The organism is Pseudalkalibacillus decolorationis (genome assembly GCF_024609785.1).
Lineage (GTDB): Bacteria > Bacillota > Bacilli > Bacillales > Fictibacillaceae > Pseudalkalibacillus > Pseudalkalibacillus decolorationis.
Map to the genome: position 1 here is coordinate 139,869 of NZ_JANHJQ010000011.1, position 20,219 is coordinate 160,087.

20 protein-coding genes are annotated in these 20,219 nt (G+C 40.0%); 11 read left to right on the forward strand and 9 right to left on the reverse strand.

The window, feature by feature from the left end; genetic code table 11:
- Positions 1-179: 179 nt before the first annotated feature.
- Both NON16_RS12495 and NON16_RS12500 read right to left on the reverse strand, forming a co-directional pair.
- Positions 180-1,445: an ABC transporter permease gene (locus tag NON16_RS12495; RefSeq protein ID WP_257349452.1), complete on the reverse strand. Its 1,266-nt coding sequence runs from the start codon at positions 1,443-1,445 to the stop codon at positions 180-182.
- Entirely contained in the window at positions 1,438-2,337 is a 900-nt protein-coding gene (locus NON16_RS12500) for an ABC transporter ATP-binding protein (RefSeq protein WP_257349453.1), read from the reverse strand. Before NON16_RS12500 ends, NON16_RS12495 begins: the two co-directional genes overlap by 8 nt.
- A 168-nt stretch (positions 2,338-2,505) precedes the next feature.
- On the opposite strand from NON16_RS12500, the gene NON16_RS12505 reads away from it, so the two are divergent.
- Positions 2,506-2,691, forward strand: coding sequence for a YhzD family protein (locus NON16_RS12505; RefSeq protein WP_257349454.1), 186 nt, complete (start codon positions 2,506-2,508; stop codon positions 2,689-2,691).
- A gap of 423 nt (positions 2,692-3,114) precedes the next feature.
- Here NON16_RS12505 and NON16_RS12510 read toward each other — a convergent pair whose 3' ends face one another.
- The 3 genes from NON16_RS12510 to NON16_RS12520 form a co-directional block, all read right to left on the reverse strand.
- Positions 3,115-3,474, reverse strand: coding sequence for a c-type cytochrome (locus NON16_RS12510; RefSeq protein WP_257349455.1), 360 nt, complete (start codon positions 3,472-3,474; stop codon positions 3,115-3,117).
- A 289-nt stretch (positions 3,475-3,763) separates the two neighbouring features.
- The gene (locus tag NON16_RS12515) at positions 3,764-5,251 is read right to left on the reverse strand and encodes an aldehyde dehydrogenase family protein (protein WP_257349456.1); all 1,488 of its coding nucleotides are present in this window, start codon (positions 5,249-5,251) and stop codon (positions 3,764-3,766) included.
- A 274-nt stretch (positions 5,252-5,525) separates the two neighbouring features.
- A complete protein-coding gene (locus NON16_RS12520) occupies positions 5,526-6,374 on the reverse strand; it encodes a Cof-type HAD-IIB family hydrolase (protein WP_257349458.1) in 849 nt (282 codons plus the stop codon).
- A 220-nt stretch (positions 6,375-6,594) separates the two neighbouring features.
- On the opposite strand from NON16_RS12520, the gene NON16_RS12525 reads away from it, so the two are divergent.
- Together NON16_RS12525 and NON16_RS12530 are read left to right on the forward strand one after the other, a co-directional pair.
- Positions 6,595-7,404 (forward strand): AAC(3) family N-acetyltransferase, encoded by an 810-nt coding sequence (locus tag NON16_RS12525; protein WP_257349459.1) that lies wholly within the window; start codon positions 6,595-6,597, stop codon positions 7,402-7,404.
- Positions 7,405-7,659: 255 nt separating this feature from the next.
- Positions 7,660-8,505 carry an SDR family oxidoreductase gene (locus NON16_RS12530; RefSeq protein WP_257349461.1) on the forward strand — a complete coding sequence of 282 codons (846 nt, stop codon included), beginning with the start codon at positions 7,660-7,662 and terminating at the stop codon, positions 8,503-8,505.
- A gap of 162 nt (positions 8,506-8,667) precedes the next feature.
- Here the strand turns inward: NON16_RS12530 and NON16_RS12535 are convergent, their stop codons facing one another.
- Together NON16_RS12535 and NON16_RS12540 are read right to left on the reverse strand one after the other, a co-directional pair.
- A complete protein-coding gene (locus NON16_RS12535; RefSeq protein WP_257349462.1) occupies positions 8,668-9,030 on the reverse strand; it encodes a YlbF/YmcA family competence regulator in 363 nt (120 codons plus the stop codon).
- A gap of 65 nt (positions 9,031-9,095) precedes the next feature.
- Positions 9,096-10,235, reverse strand: a complete 1,140-nt coding sequence (locus NON16_RS12540; protein WP_257349463.1) for a DUF445 domain-containing protein — start codon at positions 10,233-10,235, stop codon at positions 9,096-9,098.
- 424 nt (positions 10,236-10,659) lie between these two features.
- On the opposite strand from NON16_RS12540, the gene NON16_RS12545 reads away from it, so the two are divergent.
- The 8 genes from NON16_RS12545 to NON16_RS12580 all read left to right on the forward strand — a co-directional run bounded on the left by NON16_RS12545 (position 10,660) and on the right by NON16_RS12580 (position 19,285).
- A complete protein-coding gene (locus tag NON16_RS12545) occupies positions 10,660-12,054 on the forward strand; it encodes a YheC/YheD family endospore coat-associated protein (RefSeq protein ID WP_257349464.1) in 1,395 nt (464 codons plus the stop codon).
- 30 nt (positions 12,055-12,084) lie between these two features.
- On the forward strand, positions 12,085-13,458 hold the full coding sequence (locus tag NON16_RS12550; protein ID WP_257349466.1) for a YheC/YheD family endospore coat-associated protein: 1,374 nt from the start codon (positions 12,085-12,087) through the stop codon (positions 13,456-13,458).
- Positions 13,455-14,672 (forward strand): YheC/YheD family endospore coat-associated protein, encoded by a 1,218-nt coding sequence (locus NON16_RS12555; RefSeq protein WP_257349467.1) that lies wholly within the window; start codon positions 13,455-13,457, stop codon positions 14,670-14,672. The genes NON16_RS12550 and NON16_RS12555 overlap by 4 nt, the downstream gene beginning before the upstream one ends.
- Positions 14,673-14,841: 169 nt before the next feature.
- Positions 14,842-15,054: a hypothetical protein gene (locus NON16_RS12560; RefSeq protein WP_257349468.1), complete on the forward strand. Its 213-nt coding sequence runs from the start codon at positions 14,842-14,844 to the stop codon at positions 15,052-15,054.
- Between the two features lie 77 nt (positions 15,055-15,131).
- Positions 15,132-16,013 (forward strand): PucR family transcriptional regulator, encoded by an 882-nt coding sequence (locus NON16_RS12565; RefSeq protein ID WP_257349469.1) that lies wholly within the window; start codon positions 15,132-15,134, stop codon positions 16,011-16,013.
- A gap of 134 nt (positions 16,014-16,147) precedes the next feature.
- A complete protein-coding gene (locus NON16_RS12570) occupies positions 16,148-17,248 on the forward strand; it encodes an ABC transporter ATP-binding protein (protein ID WP_257349470.1) in 1,101 nt (366 codons plus the stop codon).
- Between the two features lie 605 nt (positions 17,249-17,853).
- Complete coding sequence (locus tag NON16_RS12575; protein ID WP_257349471.1) at positions 17,854-18,636, forward strand: transporter substrate-binding domain-containing protein; 783 nt, start codon at positions 17,854-17,856, stop codon at positions 18,634-18,636.
- Positions 18,629-19,285 (forward strand): amino acid ABC transporter permease, encoded by a 657-nt coding sequence (locus NON16_RS12580; RefSeq protein ID WP_257349472.1) that lies wholly within the window; start codon positions 18,629-18,631, stop codon positions 19,283-19,285. The genes NON16_RS12575 and NON16_RS12580 overlap by 8 nt, the downstream gene beginning before the upstream one ends.
- 47 nt (positions 19,286-19,332) lie before the next feature.
- Here the strand turns inward: NON16_RS12580 and NON16_RS12585 are convergent, their stop codons facing one another.
- Both NON16_RS12585 and NON16_RS12590 read right to left on the reverse strand, forming a co-directional pair.
- On the reverse strand, positions 19,333-19,593 hold the full coding sequence (locus NON16_RS12585) for a hypothetical protein (RefSeq protein WP_257349473.1): 261 nt from the start codon (positions 19,591-19,593) through the stop codon (positions 19,333-19,335).
- Positions 19,594-19,916: 323 nt separating this feature from the next.
- The gene (locus tag NON16_RS12590; RefSeq protein WP_257349474.1) at positions 19,917-20,111 is read right to left on the reverse strand and encodes an alpha/beta-type small acid-soluble spore protein; all 195 of its coding nucleotides are present in this window, start codon (positions 20,109-20,111) and stop codon (positions 19,917-19,919) included.
- Positions 20,112-20,219 lie beyond the last annotated feature (108 nt).

A 20,219-nucleotide genomic window follows, 5' to 3' on the forward strand; every position in this document is an offset into this window, starting at 1 on the left:
TACCACATTTAATACGAGCGTTTGTTCGTTAGCGTGGTGATTTCCCTAAAGTTTTGCTCTATCTGGTTACCTTTTATTAAAAATCAAAAAACTGACACAAAGATCAGGGTACGGATCACCAAAACATTTTTGGGGAAACCGCCCGTCCTTTCTGAGTCAGTTTTTTCACATTCAACTATTTATTTTTTCGAGAGCTGTAACGCTTTTTTCAAATTCTTAAATGAGGTTGCACTTCCATACATTAATACTCCTCCACGATATACCTTTGCCGCTATGACAGCAAAAAGAGCGATTGTTGCAATAAGGATACCAATACCGAGCATCACTTCCCAAATTGGAATATTTAACATTCCTGCCCTCAGAAACATAATCATCGGAGTGAAGAAAGGAATAAACGATGTTATAGTAACAAATGATGCATCAGGAGCTGCTAGTCCGGACATTGCAATCATAAATGCCACCACAATAAGTAAAATGACTGGTGTAATCACTTGGTTCGCTTCCTCTACCTTGTTAACGAGTGATCCAAGCATTGCTAGCAGGGTCGCATAAAGTAAGAACCCAAGTAGAAAGAATACAATTGCATAAATAACCGTTGAAATCGGTAGTTGGTCCAGCTGAATGTAGGAACTGAAACTATCTATTGTAGATCCTGAATGTTCACCTTTTGCAGCACTTTTTATGGAAATAAACCCAACCATAAAGATAAGCGCAAGCTGTGTCAAGCCAACAAGAGCAACACCAAAAATTTTACCGTACATCTGCTTAACCGGTGAAACGCTCGAAATTAATATTTCCATCACCCGTGATGATTTTTCGGTAGCCACTTCCGTCGAAATCATACTTCCATAAAAAATAACGAAAAAATAGATTAAGAACAATAAGACATATACAATGGACCTTGCTTGATTCAATTCTTCTTCCGATTTTGCACTGTCCTTTAAAGCTACAGTATCAAAGCTTACTGGTGCATAGATTTCTGCAACCTGCCCCGGATCAACCCCTAAATTTTTCGTAGCAAGGACAGTCTTCGTTTGTTGGAGGGTCTGTTCAAGCGTATCGATCCAACCTGCGCCGGAAACGGTTTCCGCTTTAAACGTTGCCTCAGGCATATTCTGACTGTTTTTTTGAAGGACAAGCAATGCGTCATAATCGCCATCTTGAACTTTGTCGATCAGCTCCTGCTCACTTTTATTGGCCTTTACAACTTCTAAATCTTCTACCTTTGCAATCTTAAACTGCTCAGCAAACGGTTCATAGAGCTCCCCGCTTTTATCTAAGACAGCTATTGTTATCTTTTCTTCATCGTTAAAAGCCCCAATTATCGATTGCATGTTTGTAAGCCCAACGATTAATAGCAATGATATGATTGTCGTTGTGATGAAGGCTTTAGACTTTATACGGGTTTTATATGTGTGCATTAAGACGATAAGCAATTTATTCATAAGAGGCACCTACTTTTTCAATAAAAATATCGTTCAAGGAAGGCTCTTCAAGCTCGAATTTTCGAACAAAACCTTTTTTACTAATCATTTCAAAAATTCGTTGGGAAACATCCTCATTCTCTACTTGAAGGAATGCACCTTCCGTCACCTTTTTAAAGCGTGTCACACCCGATAGTTCTTGTAAGTACTCAAGATCAAAATCTGCATAAACCGTTACATTCTTTTTCCCAAACGAACGCTTTACATCTTTTAGAGAACCATGAACAACCGGCTTCCCCTTATGTAGAATGCAAAGATACTCGCAAAGCTCCTCTACATGTTCCATTCGATGGCTCGAGAACACGATTGTTGTCCCTTCACGTTTTAACTCGACAACGGCCTCTTTTAAAAGTTCAACATTGACTGGATCAAGTCCGCTGAATGGCTCATCTAGGATCAATAATTTCGGTTTATGAAGAACAGCAGCGATGAACTGTATTTTTTGCTGATTTCCTTTCGATAATTCTTCTATCTTTTTATTCTCGTATTCTGGTACTTTGAACCGTTCCAACCATTTCTTCACTTGAATGCGGATTTCTTGTTTGCTCATTCCTTTTAGACGACCTAAATACAAAAGTTGATCAGATACCTTTAAATTCGGATATAGCCCTCTTTCCTCTGGGAAATATCCGATTACGTGGGACGTTTTTTCTGTTAAAGGGCGTCCATCCCAAGTAATTGCCCCCATTGTTGGGTTTAGTAGTCCGATCATCATTCGAAACGTTGTTGTCTTTCCTGCCCCATTCGCTCCTAACAAACCAAAGATTTGATCCTCTGGTATGTTAAACGACAAATCATCTACTGCAGTAAAGCTTCCGAATTTCTTCGTAACAGATTCAATATTTAAGCTCATGACTTTCTCTCCTCTCAATGTATATAACGACGCTAAATGGAAAAGGTTTCATAGTTATCTATTCTATTCGTTAAATAGGAATCCATTATATATCGTCAATCTTTCAAAAAGTAACAGAAAGAATTATAATATAAGATAAGAATAGCAAGCAGATGAAGGAGGACCATCATGAAAATGTACATCGTAACTGTTTTTGAAAAAAGTGGCGAAAAGATTTATGAAGAGTCATTCGAAGCGGCTGACAATAATGAAGCGAAAAAGACTGGACAGAAAATTTTAGAGGAAAACAACTATGAGAACCATACGAGTAGAGTAACCTCACCTGCAGGAGAACTCGTGTTATTCCATCGATAAGAAAAACCTGAGTGAAGGAAGAACACCTCCACTCAGGTCCTTTTTTGTTCAAAGCACATCCGATAGCTTGTAATCTACGCCATGTTTTCCTTTGTAGTACTCAGGACATTTCGCCTCCACAGATTTCGCAGGAAAACTTCGGAGGTACAGAGGGATCTCCTCCTCCATCCATCAATACTCATACCGTGACCGAGGGCTGTATTCTTGTGCTGCATCTTGTACTAAAAGGGGATGAATCCTCCTTATTCGTGCCTACGAGCTGCTTCTTGCGTACAAAAAGGGAACGATTCCTCCTTATTCGTGCCATCTATCTTCTTTCATTCAAAACACCTCTTTGTGTTTGTGAAAGAATCTTGAAATAAAAAATCAGACCGTATCCATTTGGTTTATGTAATTGGATGGTCTGATTTTTTATTTTCCTTTTTACTTCTTACTCGCTAGCCATGCTGCAACATTTTCTGCTTCTTCTCCTTCAAGAAGATTCGGAGGCATTCCGCCACCACCGTTTTTGATTTGTGCTAAGATTTCCTCTTGGGTATGTTCTTTTCCGATGGTATCAAGTGCAGGGGCATTACCTTCCCCTCTAAGGTTGTTCCCGTGACAAGATGCACAGCTTTGTTGGAAGCTTGCTTTAGCTGCTTCTACATCGACTGTCGTACTTTCACCACCGCCGTCAGATTCAGTTGGTGGCTCAGAACCCTCTTCCTCACCGCCACCACCACAGGCAGCCAATCCGATTAATAAACCAAATGATAACAATAGCACCGACAAAATTCGCTTCACGATTATGATTCCTCCTTTGGCCTTTTATTCATAAGATACCCTAACTATATCGAAAAAAACATTTAACTTTAGTAATCCTACTTAGAAAAGCGCAAGCGCCCTGGGAAGCCACAAAGGTCACTGGAAGGCCACTGAGGAGGCTGTTGCCGCCGGAAGGGGACTGAAGTGAACCAAGGGGTTGGGCGCTGGAGCTAGACATTGCATCAATGCAGCAAAACTTTATACTGTCTTAACGTATTAAAAAACCGGGCATGTCCTTTTTGGATATGCCCGGTTTTAAGTTATTCAATTATCCCATATTGATCCAGACACTCTTTACCTCTGTGTAATTATCAAGGGCGTAAGAACCCATTTCTCGTCCGATCCCTGATTGTTTGTACCCACCAAATGGTGATGCGGCATCGAAGACATTGTAGCAGTTAACCCATACTGTTCCAGCTTTTAAGCGGTTAGCAACATAATGGGCATTTCGTACATTCTCTGTCCATACACCCGCAGCGAGTCCATAATCAGATAGGTTTGCACGATTAATAACGTCATCAAGGTCATCAAACGGCATTGCCGCTACAACAGGACCGAAAATTTCTTCCTTTGCAATCGACATCGAATCATTTACATCAGCAAAAACCGTTGGTGACACGAAATACCCTTGATCAAACGGTTTCGTTCCACCAGTGACAACTTCTGCACCTTCACTCTTTCCTTTTTCAATATAACTCATTACGCGATTATGTTGTTCTTCAGATACAAGAGGTCCCATTTCTGTATCAGGATCTAGCCCTACACCTTGCTTGATTTTTTCTGAATGGGAAACGAGATCAGCTACAACATTATCGAATTCCTTTTTTTGAATATAGAGACGGGATCCTGCACAGCATACTTGTCCTTGGTTAAACATAATTCCCATCATCGCTCCTGGGATTGCCTTTGTCATATCGGCATCTGGGAGGATAATGTTTGGCGATTTCCCACCAAGTTCAAGTGTTACCCGTTTCATGTCATCCGCAGCTGTACGCATGATCATCTTCCCTACTTCTGTTGAACCGGTAAAAGCAATCTTATTGACAAGCTTATGTTCAACGAGCGGTGCACCTGTTGTTTCACCATATCCTGTAATAATGTTGACAACACCTTCAGGGAATCCTACTTCTTGCATTAATTCCGCTAGATATAATACGGATAATGGTGTTTGTTCAGCAGGCTTTAACACAACAGTACATCCACTAGCTAGGGCCGCTCCAAGTTTCCAGGCCGCCATTAAAAGCGGGAAGTTCCAAGGGATAATCTGGCCTACGACTCCTAAAGGTTCATGACGTGTATAATTGAAATACTTACCCGATACCGGAATGGTCTGTCCAACAATTTTTGTCGACCAACCAGCATAATAGCGAAAATGTTCGATTGCTAACGGAACGTCGGCATTCATCGTCTCACGAATCGGTTTCCCGTTATCGAGTGTGTCTAATTGTGCTAGTTCTTCTTTATTTTCTTCCATTAGATCTGCAAGCTTATAAATCAAACGACTTCTCGAGGCTGCACTCATCTTTGTCCAAGGTCCTTCATCAAATGCTTTACGTGCAGCATTTACTGCACGATCTACATCTTCTTCACCTGCATCACTCACTACTGCAAGGACTTCACCAGTTGAGGGGTTTAACGTCTTAAATGTTTTGCCCGATGCCGAGGGAACCATTTCCCCATTGATGAACAACTTTTTCGTACCGTTCAAAAATTCTGCGACTTTTGGCTTTAACTGAACGTCTAAAACTTTTTCCATTTTCATCCTCCTCAAAAATAAGATGCATCTCACTTATTCTCGAAAAAGAATAGGAAAACCTTTCATTTTACAATATTGTAATAATCTTTTCCTCGATAAAAAACTACAAAATTTGCATCCGTACGATTTTTACCTATTTTTTTGACACAATGAATCTCACTCAACACCTCGTGTCACAAAACCTCCTATGATCGTTAATAACGAAATAAGCCTGGCCGTATAGCGCTAAGCTTTACAGTCAGGCTTGTGTTTAAAAGTTAACATAAATTATCCGCTAGTATTCGAGCGGTTCTTCGATTTGCAGCTTCATTTGTTTACGGAATACTTCACGAATCATATAATTGACACCGTTCTGATTATTCGAGCGAGTAATCCAGTCCGCTGCTCTTTTCATCTCATCTGTAGAATTACCCATTGCTACCCCAAGTCCGGCATGTCGGATCATCTCAAGATCATTCGTATAATCGCCAACAGCTACGACTTCTTCTCTCGATATTCCCAAATGCTGGGCAAGAAGCTGAAGTCCTTTTGCTTTACTGATCGATTTGTCGATAATTTCAAATGAACATCTCGTAGACGCAGTAATTCGGATATCATCGATTAATTCAGTCAATTCTTCGTAAGCAAGGTCCTGTTCTTCTTTATTAAAAAACTGAACATCAATTTTTGGCAACGTCATTGGTTTTGTTTCTAAATGATCACTTAATTGTTCGGTAAAGGTAACTGGATAAAATAATGGATCCCCAATCCCCATCGTCATCTTAGCTACAATTTGTGATTTTTGCTGAACCTGATTCCCAATTGAATAACGTTCATGCAAGAGACGGATGTGAGCATCATACTTTTCCAACACTTTAACGATTTCTAAAACATTTTCTGATGAAATACGCTTTTCGAAAAACGGTTCATCAATTGACGACGCAAGAAATGCTCCATTATGTGTAATCAAAATATTATCCAGCTTTAATGCTCTTGCAATCTTTTGTGCTGAAGGAAAATTCCGTCCTGTAGCCAGTGTAACGTATACCCCTTTGTTCTTTACATACTCAATAGCTTCTTTGGTAGTCCGATCAATCTTGAAGTTGCTTCTCAGCAGGGTTCCATCGATGTCTAAGACAAGCATGCGATAAACCAGGATAATCCCCCCAATCTTTCCTAGATGATATTGGACTCTTCCTTTGTTATTTCTATGTCTGCTGACCTCAATATAGAACTACGTCAATTCCCTGACAATAAAGCGATCAGCTTCCAATTCAAGACAGAATAATCCGGATGCTATACAATGAATTTAATCCTTTCTAAAGAATACTTGGCTAACATTCGTTAAATCAGGGGGTATACATATGGATATGAAAAGTCTTGTCCAGGGAACAGATTATCCTAGAACTAAAGAATCGTTAATAAAAGACATGCAATCGCTCGGTGTGAGAAAAGGTATGGTGCTTCTCGTCCATTCATCATTAAAATCGATTGGTTGGGTAAACGGTGGGGCAAAGACTGTGATCCTTGCTTTGATGGAAACCGTTACTGATGAGGGAACCATACTCTTTCAAGCACATTCTGCAGATCTTTCCGATCCATCAGAATGGGGGAATCCTGCCATTCCTGAATCTTGGTGGGAAACCGTTCGTCAAACGATGCCTCCGTTCGATCCAAAGACGACTTCAACGTATAACTTAGGCAAGATCCCTGAGCAATTCCGAACCTTTCCAGGGGTTTTACGGAGCTGCCATCCTTCCGTTTCTGTATCTGCCTGGGGTAAGGATGCGGAATATATCACGAGCAATCATTCTCTAGATTATGGATTCGGTCAACAATCACCCTTAGCAAAGGCCTGCAAGCTTAACGCCTCTGTCCTTTTTATTGGCACAGGATTCGATTCACATACATCGTTTCATTTAGCTGAAACGCTCTCAGGTGTACGGAAGCATATAACTAAAGGTGCTCCAGTTGCAGTAAATGGGGAACAAATGTGGAAAACGTATAGTGAAATCGACTATGATGATGAAGATTTCGAGAGAATTGGAAATGATTTTAAAAAAGAAACAGAAATACTAGAAGGAAAAATCGGTTCCGCACCAAGCTTGCTTTTTAATCAAAAGGATTCTGTGGATTTTGCTGTGGATTGGTTGAAAAGGTATAAAAGCAATTAGAAAAGCGCAAGCGCCCTGCTTAGCCACGAAGGTCACTGGAAGACCGACGAGGAGGCTCGGCCCAAACAAGTTCGGCCCTGCGTGGGAATATACATGGAGTACTTCAGTGTGTTGCCGCAGCAGGAAGCCTGAAGTGATCCAAGTGGTTGGGCGCTGAAGCTGGACATTATATCCATGCCGCAAACTTTTATACTTTCTTTACTCAAGTAATGTTAAATTCAGTTGGAAACACAACTCTAAACAAAGGAGACGGTCATGCAGAATAAAAATGTAATTATAACTGGAGCGAATTCTGGGATGGGGCTGGCAACAACTGTGAACATGGCGAAGAGAGGTTACCAGGTTATCATGGCATGCCGAGACCCTAAGCGTGGTGAGCGTGCATTACAAGAAGCAAAACAACAAAGCGGATCCGATCGAATTGAACTATTGATCTGTGACCTCGGCTCATTGGAAAGTATCCGTGCATTCGTGGAAAAGTTCCGTGCCAACTACGATAGAGTAGATGTTTTGATTAATAATGCTGGTGTCGTTTCAGTGAAGCGGGAAACAACATCTGATGGATTTGAAAGTATGATGGGAGTTAATCACCTTGGTCACTTTTTACTCACAAATCTACTGCTTGACCTTTTAATAAGCGCTCCACAGGGACGAATCATCGTTTTATCATCAGGAGCACATAAAATTGGTCGAATTCAATTCGATGACCCCTACCTTTCTAAAGGATACAGAGTTTGGAAAGGATATGCCCACTCGAAACTGGCTAATATTTTATTTACAAAAGAGCTTGCTCGTCGGTTAAAAGACACGAATGTGACCACTAATTGTGTTCACCCTGGTGCAGTGGGAACTAGTCTTGGTGTGAACCGGAAAACTGGTTTTGGTAAATCTGTACATACCCTATTGCGCTCTTTCTTCTTAACCCCTGCTGAAGGTGCAGAAACAGCAATCTATCTGGCATCGAGTGATGAAGTACGAGCAATTAGCGGTGAATACTTTTATAAAAAAAAAATAGCTCCAGTATCTTCAAGAGCAAAGGATCCGGAATTAGCAAAAAAGCTATGGATATGGAGTGAACAAGAGGTCGGCCTCATTTTGTAAGAAAATCTAGATAAGGGATTTTCAGAAAGTACCTCGAGTTTAGCTGTTTAAAACAAAAGTTCAGCACACAAATGATGATAAACTGGCTCTGGATACACATTTAAGAAAAGGAAAAAGAGGATGCTCCCCTAATAAGGTGAATCATCCTCTTAGATCTGTTTTTTATTGTTCTGGTTGCTCTGGAGTTCCGTACAATTCTTCCAGTGGCTTTGTAACGATTTTGTTGATGTCTTGAATGAGCATACTTACGCGCTGCTCAGCACTCATCAACTTCGATATTACATCGTTTTGCTGAACGAGTTCAAAAAGCTGTTGTGCTTTTTGAGCCTCATCTTCAGAAATTTGTTCTCCCTGCATTTGCTTTTGTTGAAGCTCAACTTGCATATTGCGGAAGTTATCGAACATACTTTTAACACTTTCGTCGGCATTTACTTGAGCGTAAAGGCTTTTAAGCTCTTGAAAATCATCGCTTTCACCTAATGCTTTTTCTAAATCATATGCCGCATCATGGACATTTTTACTCATAATTAGCCTCCTAAGGGTTCATTTTACGCCGTAACAAAACGGATTCTTACACACTATAACAATCTTTAGGTAATGAAGTAAACCAACAACCCTTGTAGAAGCCCGATCACTCCGCCGAGTAATGCTCCTAGATAGGTGATCATTTTTAATTCCTTACTTGCTATAGAGAGCACCATGGCCTCAACACGTTGGAGTGAGAAGGTTTGGACCTGATGACGAACGAGTTCAGATAACTTGAGCTTTTCCATGATTCCTTCAATCTGATCACCACCATATACTAGGGAACGATCCACAAGAGCAGGAACGATTTTTCCGATAATTGGCTCACGATAAACTGCCGTCAGTTCTACCATTGGCTTATTCAATAACTCGTTTACATTGATTTGCTTCACTATCCAGTCGATTGCCTCCTGTTTCGTTTCTTCAAGATTTAACTGCTCAATAAGTTCACCCACTGGCCTATTCTTTACATTTTCCCATTCTTTTTTTAAAATTCGTTCCATCATACGTGCCACAGTGTCTTTTTCAAGAATTTTCACAAGCTCAGACTGCACCTTATCAATTAAGCTTTCGTTTCCTAAAAACATATTAATCATATTACCAAGCATGCCTCTTCCTGCGAGAAACTCATCAACCAGTTGCTTGAATTGTTGCTTTCCTTCACTGCTCTCCACAAAAACGATCAACTTATTTTGAATAAATCGAGTTGACTGTGGAATATAAGCCTCAACACGTCGATGTAATGAATCTGGTATAACAGCACCAAGTGATTGTGCTTCATATGCATGAAATACTGTTGAAAACCGTTCGTCAAGAAGTTCTCTGATCTTACCTTCTACCTGGGTCTCAAAACTCTCAATATTCAACAAGGTTAAACCGAAATCGTTAATAGTTTTCTCACTCTTCAACTGGACTGAGACTTCACTTTGAGCCCAGCGAATCAACTCATCACGGAACTCTGATTCAGTCAACTTCTTTTGTAAGCCTTCCTTAGTTATCAAGTGTTTTACTACCATATCACCGAGTTGGATTGCGAGCTCTTCTCTCCTCTTCGGTATCAATCCAGGCGTAAAGGGCAGCTGAAATTGGCCAATTTTTATAGGACTATAAGGCCTAAAGAGCATTTTAATAGCTAGAAAGTTTGTAAATCCACCGATTGCTGCTCCTACGATAATCATCATGATAATAACCCATAGTACTTCCATGTATATCAACCTTCCGTTCAGTTAGACGAATGATAAATTGCTACTTATTGATGTCACCGTTAATCCTTTCTTAACATAGTATACGATATCCGCAGTTGCCTATAAGAAAAGCGCAAGCGCCCTGCTTAGCCACGAAGGTCACTGGAAGGCCGACGAGGAGGCTGTTGCCGCCTGAGTCAACCTACGATTAGCGTCGAATTTCTTCGTCAGTTTTGTTCATACGGTCCTCATTTAGATAAACTAAACTCCGGTCCTCTGAACTTCACTTCCTTGAACTTCTCGCTTCTCGTAACCTGACAGGAGGCCTGAAGTGATCCAAGTGGTTGGGCGCTGAAACTAGACAGGACATCTATGCATCCAAATTTTATACTTTCTTAACCTATAAATGCAAGTCTATTTGCTATGAATAAAGGGAGTTCGAACAATGGAACGGATTTCTGCACAGCTTAGGTCAATTCATACATCCTCTTCAAATCCTTATCAAATTTTATTAAGTACCTATCTGCTTGAGCAATTAGATATCAAGGAAGGGCAAAATATTTGGCTTAGGTTGGGAAGTGAGCGGATACAGGTACGATGTAAACACCTTTTCACCATCGATGAAGGTTCTCATATTCACCTCCCTTCAGCTCTCGGAAGGTCTCATTGTTTTCCAATAAAAGCAGGGCATTATACATTCACATATTTTCCACATTTACAGGAATTGCGACTAGGTATAATTATCGGCCTGTTGACAGAGAAAACGCCCGATCATATACAGATGTTTGGCAATATAAGCGATTTTTCCAGGGAACTTTATTTGCTTTGTCTAGAACACCAAATGACATTGTATTTATTTTCACTAGATGATATTGAAGAAGATCGGATTCATGGCTATACGCTTGATGAAACCGGGATCACCAAAAGTACATTTCCTCTGCCAGATGTTATATACAATCGAATTTCAAGTAGAAGCATCGAGCGTTCTGAGAAATACAGCCAGTTCTTTGAGCGGTGCAAGGATCTCGGAATTGCCTTTTTCAATGATCATTTTTTATCTAAATGGGAAACCCTTCGCATATTAATTGAATTAGATACGGTTGCTGCATACTTACCGGAGACACACTTATACGAGGGGATTGAATCTTTAGTATTAATCGATAAACACCCTATTGTTTTTCTAAAACCGATACACGGACGAGAAGGTAAAGGAATTATTAGAGTTCAAAAAACCAACACCGAGCAGGTTCAACTTGATTTTTCTAGTAAAAGAAATACGATGAAATCTACTGTTTTGCAAAAGACGGCAATTCGATTCTTCGAAGACCTTCTCCCAAAAGAAACCCATATCGTACAGCAAGGGATTCCACTCCTTGAGTATGAAGGTGGAAAAATCGACTTTCGTATTCTTTGTAACAGGAACGACAAAGGCAAATGGTATATCTCATCAAGTATAGCGCGTCTATCTGCTCAAGATCGCTTTGTTTCCAACCTTTCACAAGGGGCAAAGGTGTACCCAAGTATCGAGATTTTAGAACGTTTTTTTGATAAAAAGAAGACACACCAGTTAATCCAAACAATGTTCGAAATCGCTATAGACGTCTCTGAATGTATTAGCTTACATGCCGGAGGGATATTTGGGGAGCTCGGAATCGATATCGGCGTAGATACGAAAGGACACCCATGGATTATTGAAATTAATACAAAGCCTTCGAAACAATACTTAGTTGAAAGTCGAACATCCGGGATTCGTCCTTCTGCAAGAGGGGTATTTCAATTTGCACGTTTTTTAGCCGAAACCTCATTTCACTCTTCCGAATCCCTATCTTCCATTAATTAATCTCTATTTTACACATAAGGAGAGATTGTGATGAATGTACCACAGCATTTACGTATAATTGAGGAAAAGGAAGAGATCGTATATGTCCCTTTTTCACTGTTTCAGAGGTGGGTCGAACAGCAGGCATTCCCTGCAACCATCATTTTTGGCGCTAACAAGCTAAACTGTACCTTTCATCCTCATCCTGATCAAAAACATGAATTTATGATTACGAATTCATTGGCAAAAAAACTACAAATCTCTGAGGAACAATCCTTTTATGTTATTGAAAGCAAGGAGGCTTTGAAAATTGGCCCCATTGTTGGGATTTTCACTGCAGGATTTACAAGTTCCAATGCCCGTCCGCTGAAAGACCGCTCTATTATGTTTGCGAAAATGTTAGTAACCGCTCGAAAAATGGGAAGTACAGCATTTGTGTTTGGAGCGCATCATATTGATTGGAAAGCTGAACTGATATACGGATATACCTATAAAAATAATCAATGGATTCAACAAGCATATCCTTTTCCTGATAGTATTTATGATCGGTTACCGAATCGAAAAACGGAATCGATGAACGTATCATTAGAAACGAAACTCCGCTTTCAAGAAGATTATTCTATAGACTGGTTTAACCCAGGCTTTTTCGATAAATGGAACATTCACCAGCTCCTTACGGAAGCCCAAACTGTACAAAAAAACCTACCAGAAACACACATTGATCCTGACGAAAGCATAATCGGATCACTACTTAATCAATACGGGAGCGTATATATTAAACCAACAAACGGGAGTCTTGGAATCGGCATCCAACACCTGTTTAAAAGGAAAGATGACACACATTATTATTGTAAATTCCAAACCAATTCGAAAAACAGGTTGAGACGATATACGAGCTTACGGAGATTACTTCATAAGCAGTTTCCTAATGGTATGAGCTCTTACATGGCTCAACGTGGTATTGAACTGATCAGTTGGAATGGAAAGCCGATTGATTTTCGTATTCATACAAACCGGGATCGATCAGGAGCATGGCGAGTAAGTGCGATGGCAGCGAAGCTAGCAGGAGATGGAAGTATAACAACCCATGTCACAAATGGTGGTCGTGTACTTAGTGTGCAAGAGTTGTTTCATGAAATTGGTCAGCCAAAATCTACCGTGAACGATATTCATCAAATAGCTTTAGAAATTAGTGATTCCCTCAGTAATACGATTGACGGACTTATTGGTGAAATTGGTTTTGACCTAGGGGTCGACCGAGCAGGACATATATGGATGTTTGAGGCGAATTCTAAACCTGGGCGAAGCATCTTTTCACACCCTGATATGAAGGGATATGATTATAAAACAAGGAGCCTTCCCATTGAATTTTCGATCTATTTATTTGAACAACGCAAGAATCGAATACAAACGGTGATCCAATGATAGATGTTAGTTGGAATCAAACCTTGAAACAATGGGTGCACCATGCAAAGGGTCATGAAATTGTTTGGGGTGCAAATAATGAGAAAGTACCTTTTTCTCCTGCACCTCCACGTTCTTCTACCTTTCCTCTCAGGAACACTGCCAAGATGAAAGCAGGTCCAGTTATAGGTATCCTTTCATCAAAAAAAACCGGTCTTCCCTTTGTAGGAAATTTAGAAACGTACCAACGTCTCTCTACGTTCGTCCATTCACAGGGTGGGCTTGTTTTCATTTTCACTATAAATGATTGCCACAAAGACTCGATTAAAGGTTTTGTCTACGATCTAAGCACCAACCGATGGATAAATGCACGCTTCCCCATACCCGATTTTGTGTACAATCGAATTGCTTACCAAATAGATGAGCTGAACCCAAACTATCACTCATTCCTTCATGCAATTAGCAACCATTCGATTCCTTTTTTTAATAGCGGATTTTTTTCAAAGTGGAAGACCCATTGTATTTTAAAAGAACAATCTCAATTGGCAGCGTACCTACCAGAAACGAAGCTGATTACTTCCATTGATGATGTTCAAAACTTCCTTAATGCCTATGGGAAGATTATTATCAAACCAACCTCTTCCTCTCAGGGGAAAGGGATATTCAGTTTAATGAAAAAGAAAAACAATCAGGTTTTGTTTTTCTCAAACACAAAACATTGTACGTATGAGAACCTCGAGAAACTATCTGTAAATCACTGCTTAACTTCCACACAACACTTAATGCAACCGTTGATTAGCCGTATTCGATATAAAGGGTATCCTTACGACTTCCGAGTGCTTATGCAGAAGGTGGCAGATGAATGGACCATGACCGGAATTGGTGTAAGGTGTGCAGGCTATGGAAAACTGACAACCCATGTTCCGGAAGGTGGAAGAATTCTATCAATTGAAGATGTTCAGGTCGACACAGATGTTGTTAAACAAATCGCAACAAATGTCGGATTGTCACTTGATAAAGCTTGCCCCCCGGTGGGAGAATTCTCAATGGATCTCGGTTTAGACTGTTCTTCTCATTATTGGATCTTTGAGGTCAATTCGAAGCCAATGGTCTTTGATGAGCCCCACATCCAGACGAAAGCTACCAGGCAATTTTATCGTCAGGCATTGCTGCTTACAGGATTTGATGCTTCAGACATATTCACTACCTCGATCAGTCATACTATAAAAGAATAACCCGAAGTTTTGCATGAATCCTTTTTTACACGTTAAGAAAGTATAAAAATACCTTCTATAGTATAATGCAAGGGCCTTTAGGTCATCCCTTTAGGGACTAAAGCTCAGCCGGCACCAAAGGCTTGGCTTTGCTAAGTTTTCTTTAAAAATTATATAGGAGCTGTTATCGATGCCTGATAAAGGACCTCAGTACGAGGGAAAAGAAGAAGCGTATATGGATGTAGACCGCATGATTAATGAAGGGATGGCGGGTGGAACCGTTACAGGTAAGTATGATCATGAACAAATCGAACAAAGCTTAGACCTGGTCGAAGAGGATCCCCCCGTTGTTATCACTGAAAAAGATCAGAAAAAGAATAGAAATAATCGCCATCAGGGTTGACTCTTAAAGGGTTGACCCTTTTTAAACTTCCCCTATAATTAATGTTATCAGAATTGAAAAGGAAAGGAACACTCAAAATGATCGATAAAATAAAGGAAATGTTCGGGGATCGCATTGTTGAAGAGTTTTCCGATGTAGAATCTGTAAATAATTATAGATGGTATAAAACCCCTCAAGATCAGCCTTTTGGTATACGTAAACACTCCTTAACAGAATACGAAGTAAACCTGCTTGAAATCTTTGTAACTCCCCTGCCCGCATATTATTTACAGCTTTCAACCGAACAAACAATGTGGAAACAGCTTTTATTTGAAGGTACGCAACCTGATTCGAAGTCTCCATTGAAGCCAAGTCGAATTCTCCAATTCCGAATTTTGAGTAAAGACGCGGACCAAGAGCTCTTTCAAGAGGCTATTGAAAACATGCTGTCAGACGATCTCATTTTCGTATGGAAAAATACATATTCTCTTATTGTCATCGAGCCATTTAAAGATGAGCCTATATCTGCACAACAATTCCAAGGACTTATGCAAACGATTGAAAGTGACTTTTTTATAAAAGCTGTTGTATTTATTGGTACTGCCTTTCATACATTTCAGGATTCTGTTGAGAGCTTTGAAAAAGAAGCGAGGATCTTTCAATCATTTTTATCTTTGAAAAATATAAATCAGGTTTATACCCTCGCGTCCTCTTTTCCGAACTATTTACTTAGTCAAATGGACGATGATGATTATAACTTTATTCGTAACCACATCTTTCATACAATTGAACCAGAGTTAAAAGACACGGTCAAAATGTTATTAAAGTGCAACTTAAATTATTCACTGGCTGCCAAAAATCTGTTTATTCATAGGAATAGCTTGCAATATCGTATGGACAAGTTTACAGAACAAACTGGTCTTGATGTAAAGACAATTCCCGATGCAGTAACGGCTTATTTACTACTTTTAAAGAATTAATTTTTAGAATATTTGTACAATATGCACAAAACAATTCGATAAACTTTGTGCAACTCTACAATTTACGACTTTTCCAATTATACGTACACTAAAGATATAAATAAAACGTTTACATATTTAGGAGGTCGTATTTAATGGCAGATATTCGTATGAACAGTATCATGAAAAAGTACGAAAAGAATGTAACAGCGGTACAAGACTTCAACCTGGACATCAAGGATAAGGAGTTTATTGTATTTGTCGGTCCTTCGGGGTGTGGAAAGTCCACAACGCTTCGAATGATTGCAGGTCTTGAGGATATCACTGAAGGTGACTTGTTTATTGGAGATCTACGTGTAAACGATGTCGCTCCAAAAGACAGAGATATTGCAATGGTATTCCAAAACTATGCACTCTATCCTCATATGAATGTGTACGATAATATGGCATTTGGCTTAAAGCTTCGTAAATTTAGTAAAAGCGAGATTGAAACTCGTGTTAAAAATGCAGCGAAGATTCTCGGTCTCGAAGAATACCTGGATCGCAAACCAAAAGCGTTGTCAGGTGGTCAGCGTCAGCGTGTGGCTCTTGGAAGAGCGATTGTCCGTGATCCACAGGTGTTCTTAATGGATGAGCCACTTTCTAACTTGGATGCGAAACTAAGGGTGCAAATGCGCTCTGAAATTACAAAGCTTCACCAACGTCTACAATCCACTACGATCTATGTTACCCATGATCAGACTGAAGCGATGACAATGGCCTCCCGTATCGTTATTATGAAGGACGGTGTTATACAGCAGGTTGGTACTCCGAAAGAGGTTTATGACACACCTGATAATGTGTTTGTAGGCGGGTTTATTGGTTCACCAGCCATGAACTTCCTGACTGGCAGACTTGAGGAACGCCATCTTGTAATCAATGAGGTGAAAGTTCTTGTCCCTGAAGGTAAAATGAAAGTACTACGTGAACGAGGATATGTTGGAAAAGAAATCATTCTTGGGATTCGTCCAGAAGATATTCATGATGAACCGATTTTTATCGAATCCTCACAAGAATCCAAGCTCGTTGCAACCATCGATGTAGCCGAGCTGATGGGTGCAGAAACATACTTATATTCTAAAATAGCTGGTCAAGACTTTATTGCACGGGTGGATTCGAGATCCGACATACAAAATGGACAAAAACTTGAACTCGCTTTTGATTTAAACAAATGTCACTTCTTCGATGCCACATCAGAGGAAAGAATTCGACCATAACATTTTATCTGGGACTGTCTCAAAAGGTTTTTATCGAACCTTTTGAGACATTTTTTAGACTTAAAGAAAACTTGGTTAGCACCAAGCCTTGGCCTTTAGGTGATTCCTTTAGGGACTAAGGCTCAGTCCACGCCATGCTTGACTTAGCCAAGTTTTTTTACAATGAGCTATTTTTGAACATAATACATAATGATTGACTTTGATGAACTTCCTGAATACAATTATAAAGCGTAAATAGTTTTCCTACCGTTTTTATCGGAATAAGAAAAGCGGAAGCGCCCTGCTTAGGACAAGCGCTGGAGATTCTGTAACATAACACGCTTTTTGTGTTTGTGGAGGAATCGAAGCGACCGTGCAGCCTAATTTATATACTTTTTTAACATGTAACAAAAACGCAAGCACCCTGTTCAGCTCTGAAGGTCACTGAAAGCCCAACGAGGAGGCTCGGTCCAAACAAGTTCGGCCCTGCGTGGGAATATACATGGAGTAATTCAGTCTGCTGCCGCCGCAGGAGGACTGAAGTGATCCAAGGGGTTGGGTGCTGGAGCTAGACATTGCAACTATGCAATTATCTTCATTATTATCAATTTAAGGAGGAATCCATAATGAAACATAAATGGCTGACTGTATTATCTTTTACACTAATCGTAGGGCTGTTAGCTGCCTGCGGGACAGGCACAGGGGAAGATAAAACTGAAACAGGAGAAAAGCGCGAAACACTCACAATCGGAACAGAGGCAACGTACCCGCCTTTCAGTTATCGGGATGCTGAATCAAATGAAATTACGGGTTATGACGTTGAAGTAGCACGTGAGGTCGGTAAAAGAATTGGTATGAAAGTAGAGTTTGTTCCTACAGAATGGAAGGGTATGTTTTCTTCTCTTGATTCAAAACGATTTGATATGATTGCAAACCAGGTCGCGATTACAGATGAACGCAAAGAAAAATATAGCTTCTCAAACCCATATGCTATATCTGGTGGACAAGTCATCGTTCATGAAGAAAATACCGAAATTAAAGGTATTGATGACCTTAAAGGAAAAACAGTTGGTACAACACAAGGTAGTAACTATGCGAAGGCTGCGGAAGAAGCGGGTGCGAAAATTAAATACTACAAAGGTATTGCACAAGTACTTGCGGATCTAAATGTCAAACGGATTGACGCAGCATTAAATGATCGACTCTTTGTCCAACAAGAGTTGAAAGACTCAAACTACAAAGTCAAACCTGTTGGTGAACCTTTTAACAAAACGAAAATGGCATTTGCATTCCGGAAGAATCAAGATGAGCTTATCGAGAAAGTAAACAATGCATTAAAAGAAATGAAAGAAGACGGTACAATTGCCGAACTTTCTCAAAAGTATTTTGGGGAAGATATAAGTGAATAACGAAACTCTTCAACTAATGATTAACTCCCTTCCGTTTTTGCTGGAGGGAGTTAAAGTTACTGTTTTCTTAAGTGTCATTGCTATCTTTGGTTCACTCCTGCTTGGGTTACTTATTGTTTTATTACGGATATCAAACTCGAGGATTTTATCGATGATTGCACGGTTTTATGTATCATTCTTTAGAGGAACTCCTCTGCTGACACAATTACTTATTTTATATTTCGGGCTTACTTGGCTTTATACCTTAACCGGAATTCAAGCTGCCATTATCGGCCTTATTCTTCATTTTAGCGCCTATATTTCGGAATCATATAGAGCTGCAATCCTCTCGATTTCAAAAGGACAGTGGGAAGCGTCGTATTCACTCGGGATGAATAAATGGCAAACATTAAAAGAAGTAATCCTTCCACAGGCGTGGAGACGAGCAATTCCACCTGTCTGGAACTCTCTAATTGACGTTGTTAAAGCTTCTTCTCTTGCTTCTGTCCTTGCTGTCCCAGAACTAACGGCACGAGCGGAGCAAATTGCTGCTTCTAATCTGGTTGTGTTTTGGATTTTCCTTGAGATTTTGTTTATGTATTGGGCATTAACCACATTATTAGGTTTGGTACAAACGTATCTAGAACGCAAACTTCGAGTGAGTTCTTAAAGGGTCGATAGCACATTTGCTGTTACCCTTTTTTTTCATAGGTTTCTTTAATTGCATTCATTTCTCCACTCATGGATTAACAACACATTTTCTGTGGTGCATTGCGAACAATAGAAAACATGAGGACATTGTTTTTCTTTTTCGTCCTCCGGATATCCGTCCTCTAATTTCATACCGTCGATTTCCAGGTAAGCGCTATAGTCATCATAATAGTCCATAACCCTTCCACTATCCTCCATCTTACCAAGACAGCTTGGACAACGATATTGTGTTACGCTTAGCTGGTTACAAATAGGACACATTGACATTTCTTATGAACTCCTTTTCTATTTGATATAAAGAAAACTTGGCTAGCGCTGGCGATCGTCTTAGTTGGCATTTACAACTTAAGAAATGCGAAAGCGCCCCAGATGCCATGCAGTTCACTTGGATGGCTATCATGGAGGCTGTCGGAAGTTATAGTTGTTTAACGTGTTTTGAAAATTAGATAAAGAAAACTTGGCTAGCGCCAAGCCTTAGCGCAGGCGATCGCCTTAGTTGCGCTTATACTATAGAAAGTATTTTTATACTTTCTTAATGTGTGGAAAAAGAGGTGGACAGAATCCACCCCTTCAAAGCCAAAATATAATGGTTATCTTCCACCAAGTCCTTGTTGAGCCATTTGAACTAGACGCTTAGTGATTTCTCCACCAACTGAACCGTTAGCACGAGAAGTAGTGTCTGCTCCAAGTTGTACTCCAAATTCAGAAGCGATTTCAGTTTTCATTTGGTCAAGTGCTTGTTGAGCGCCAGGTACTACTAATTGATTGCTGTTATTTTGAGCCATTAATCTCACCTCCTCCTTGGTAAGCATAGTTTGTGTCATTCAAAACGGGTTATACATAAAAAGTTTGGAAATTCTTTCTAAGAAAAGCGCAAGCGCCCTGCTTAGCCA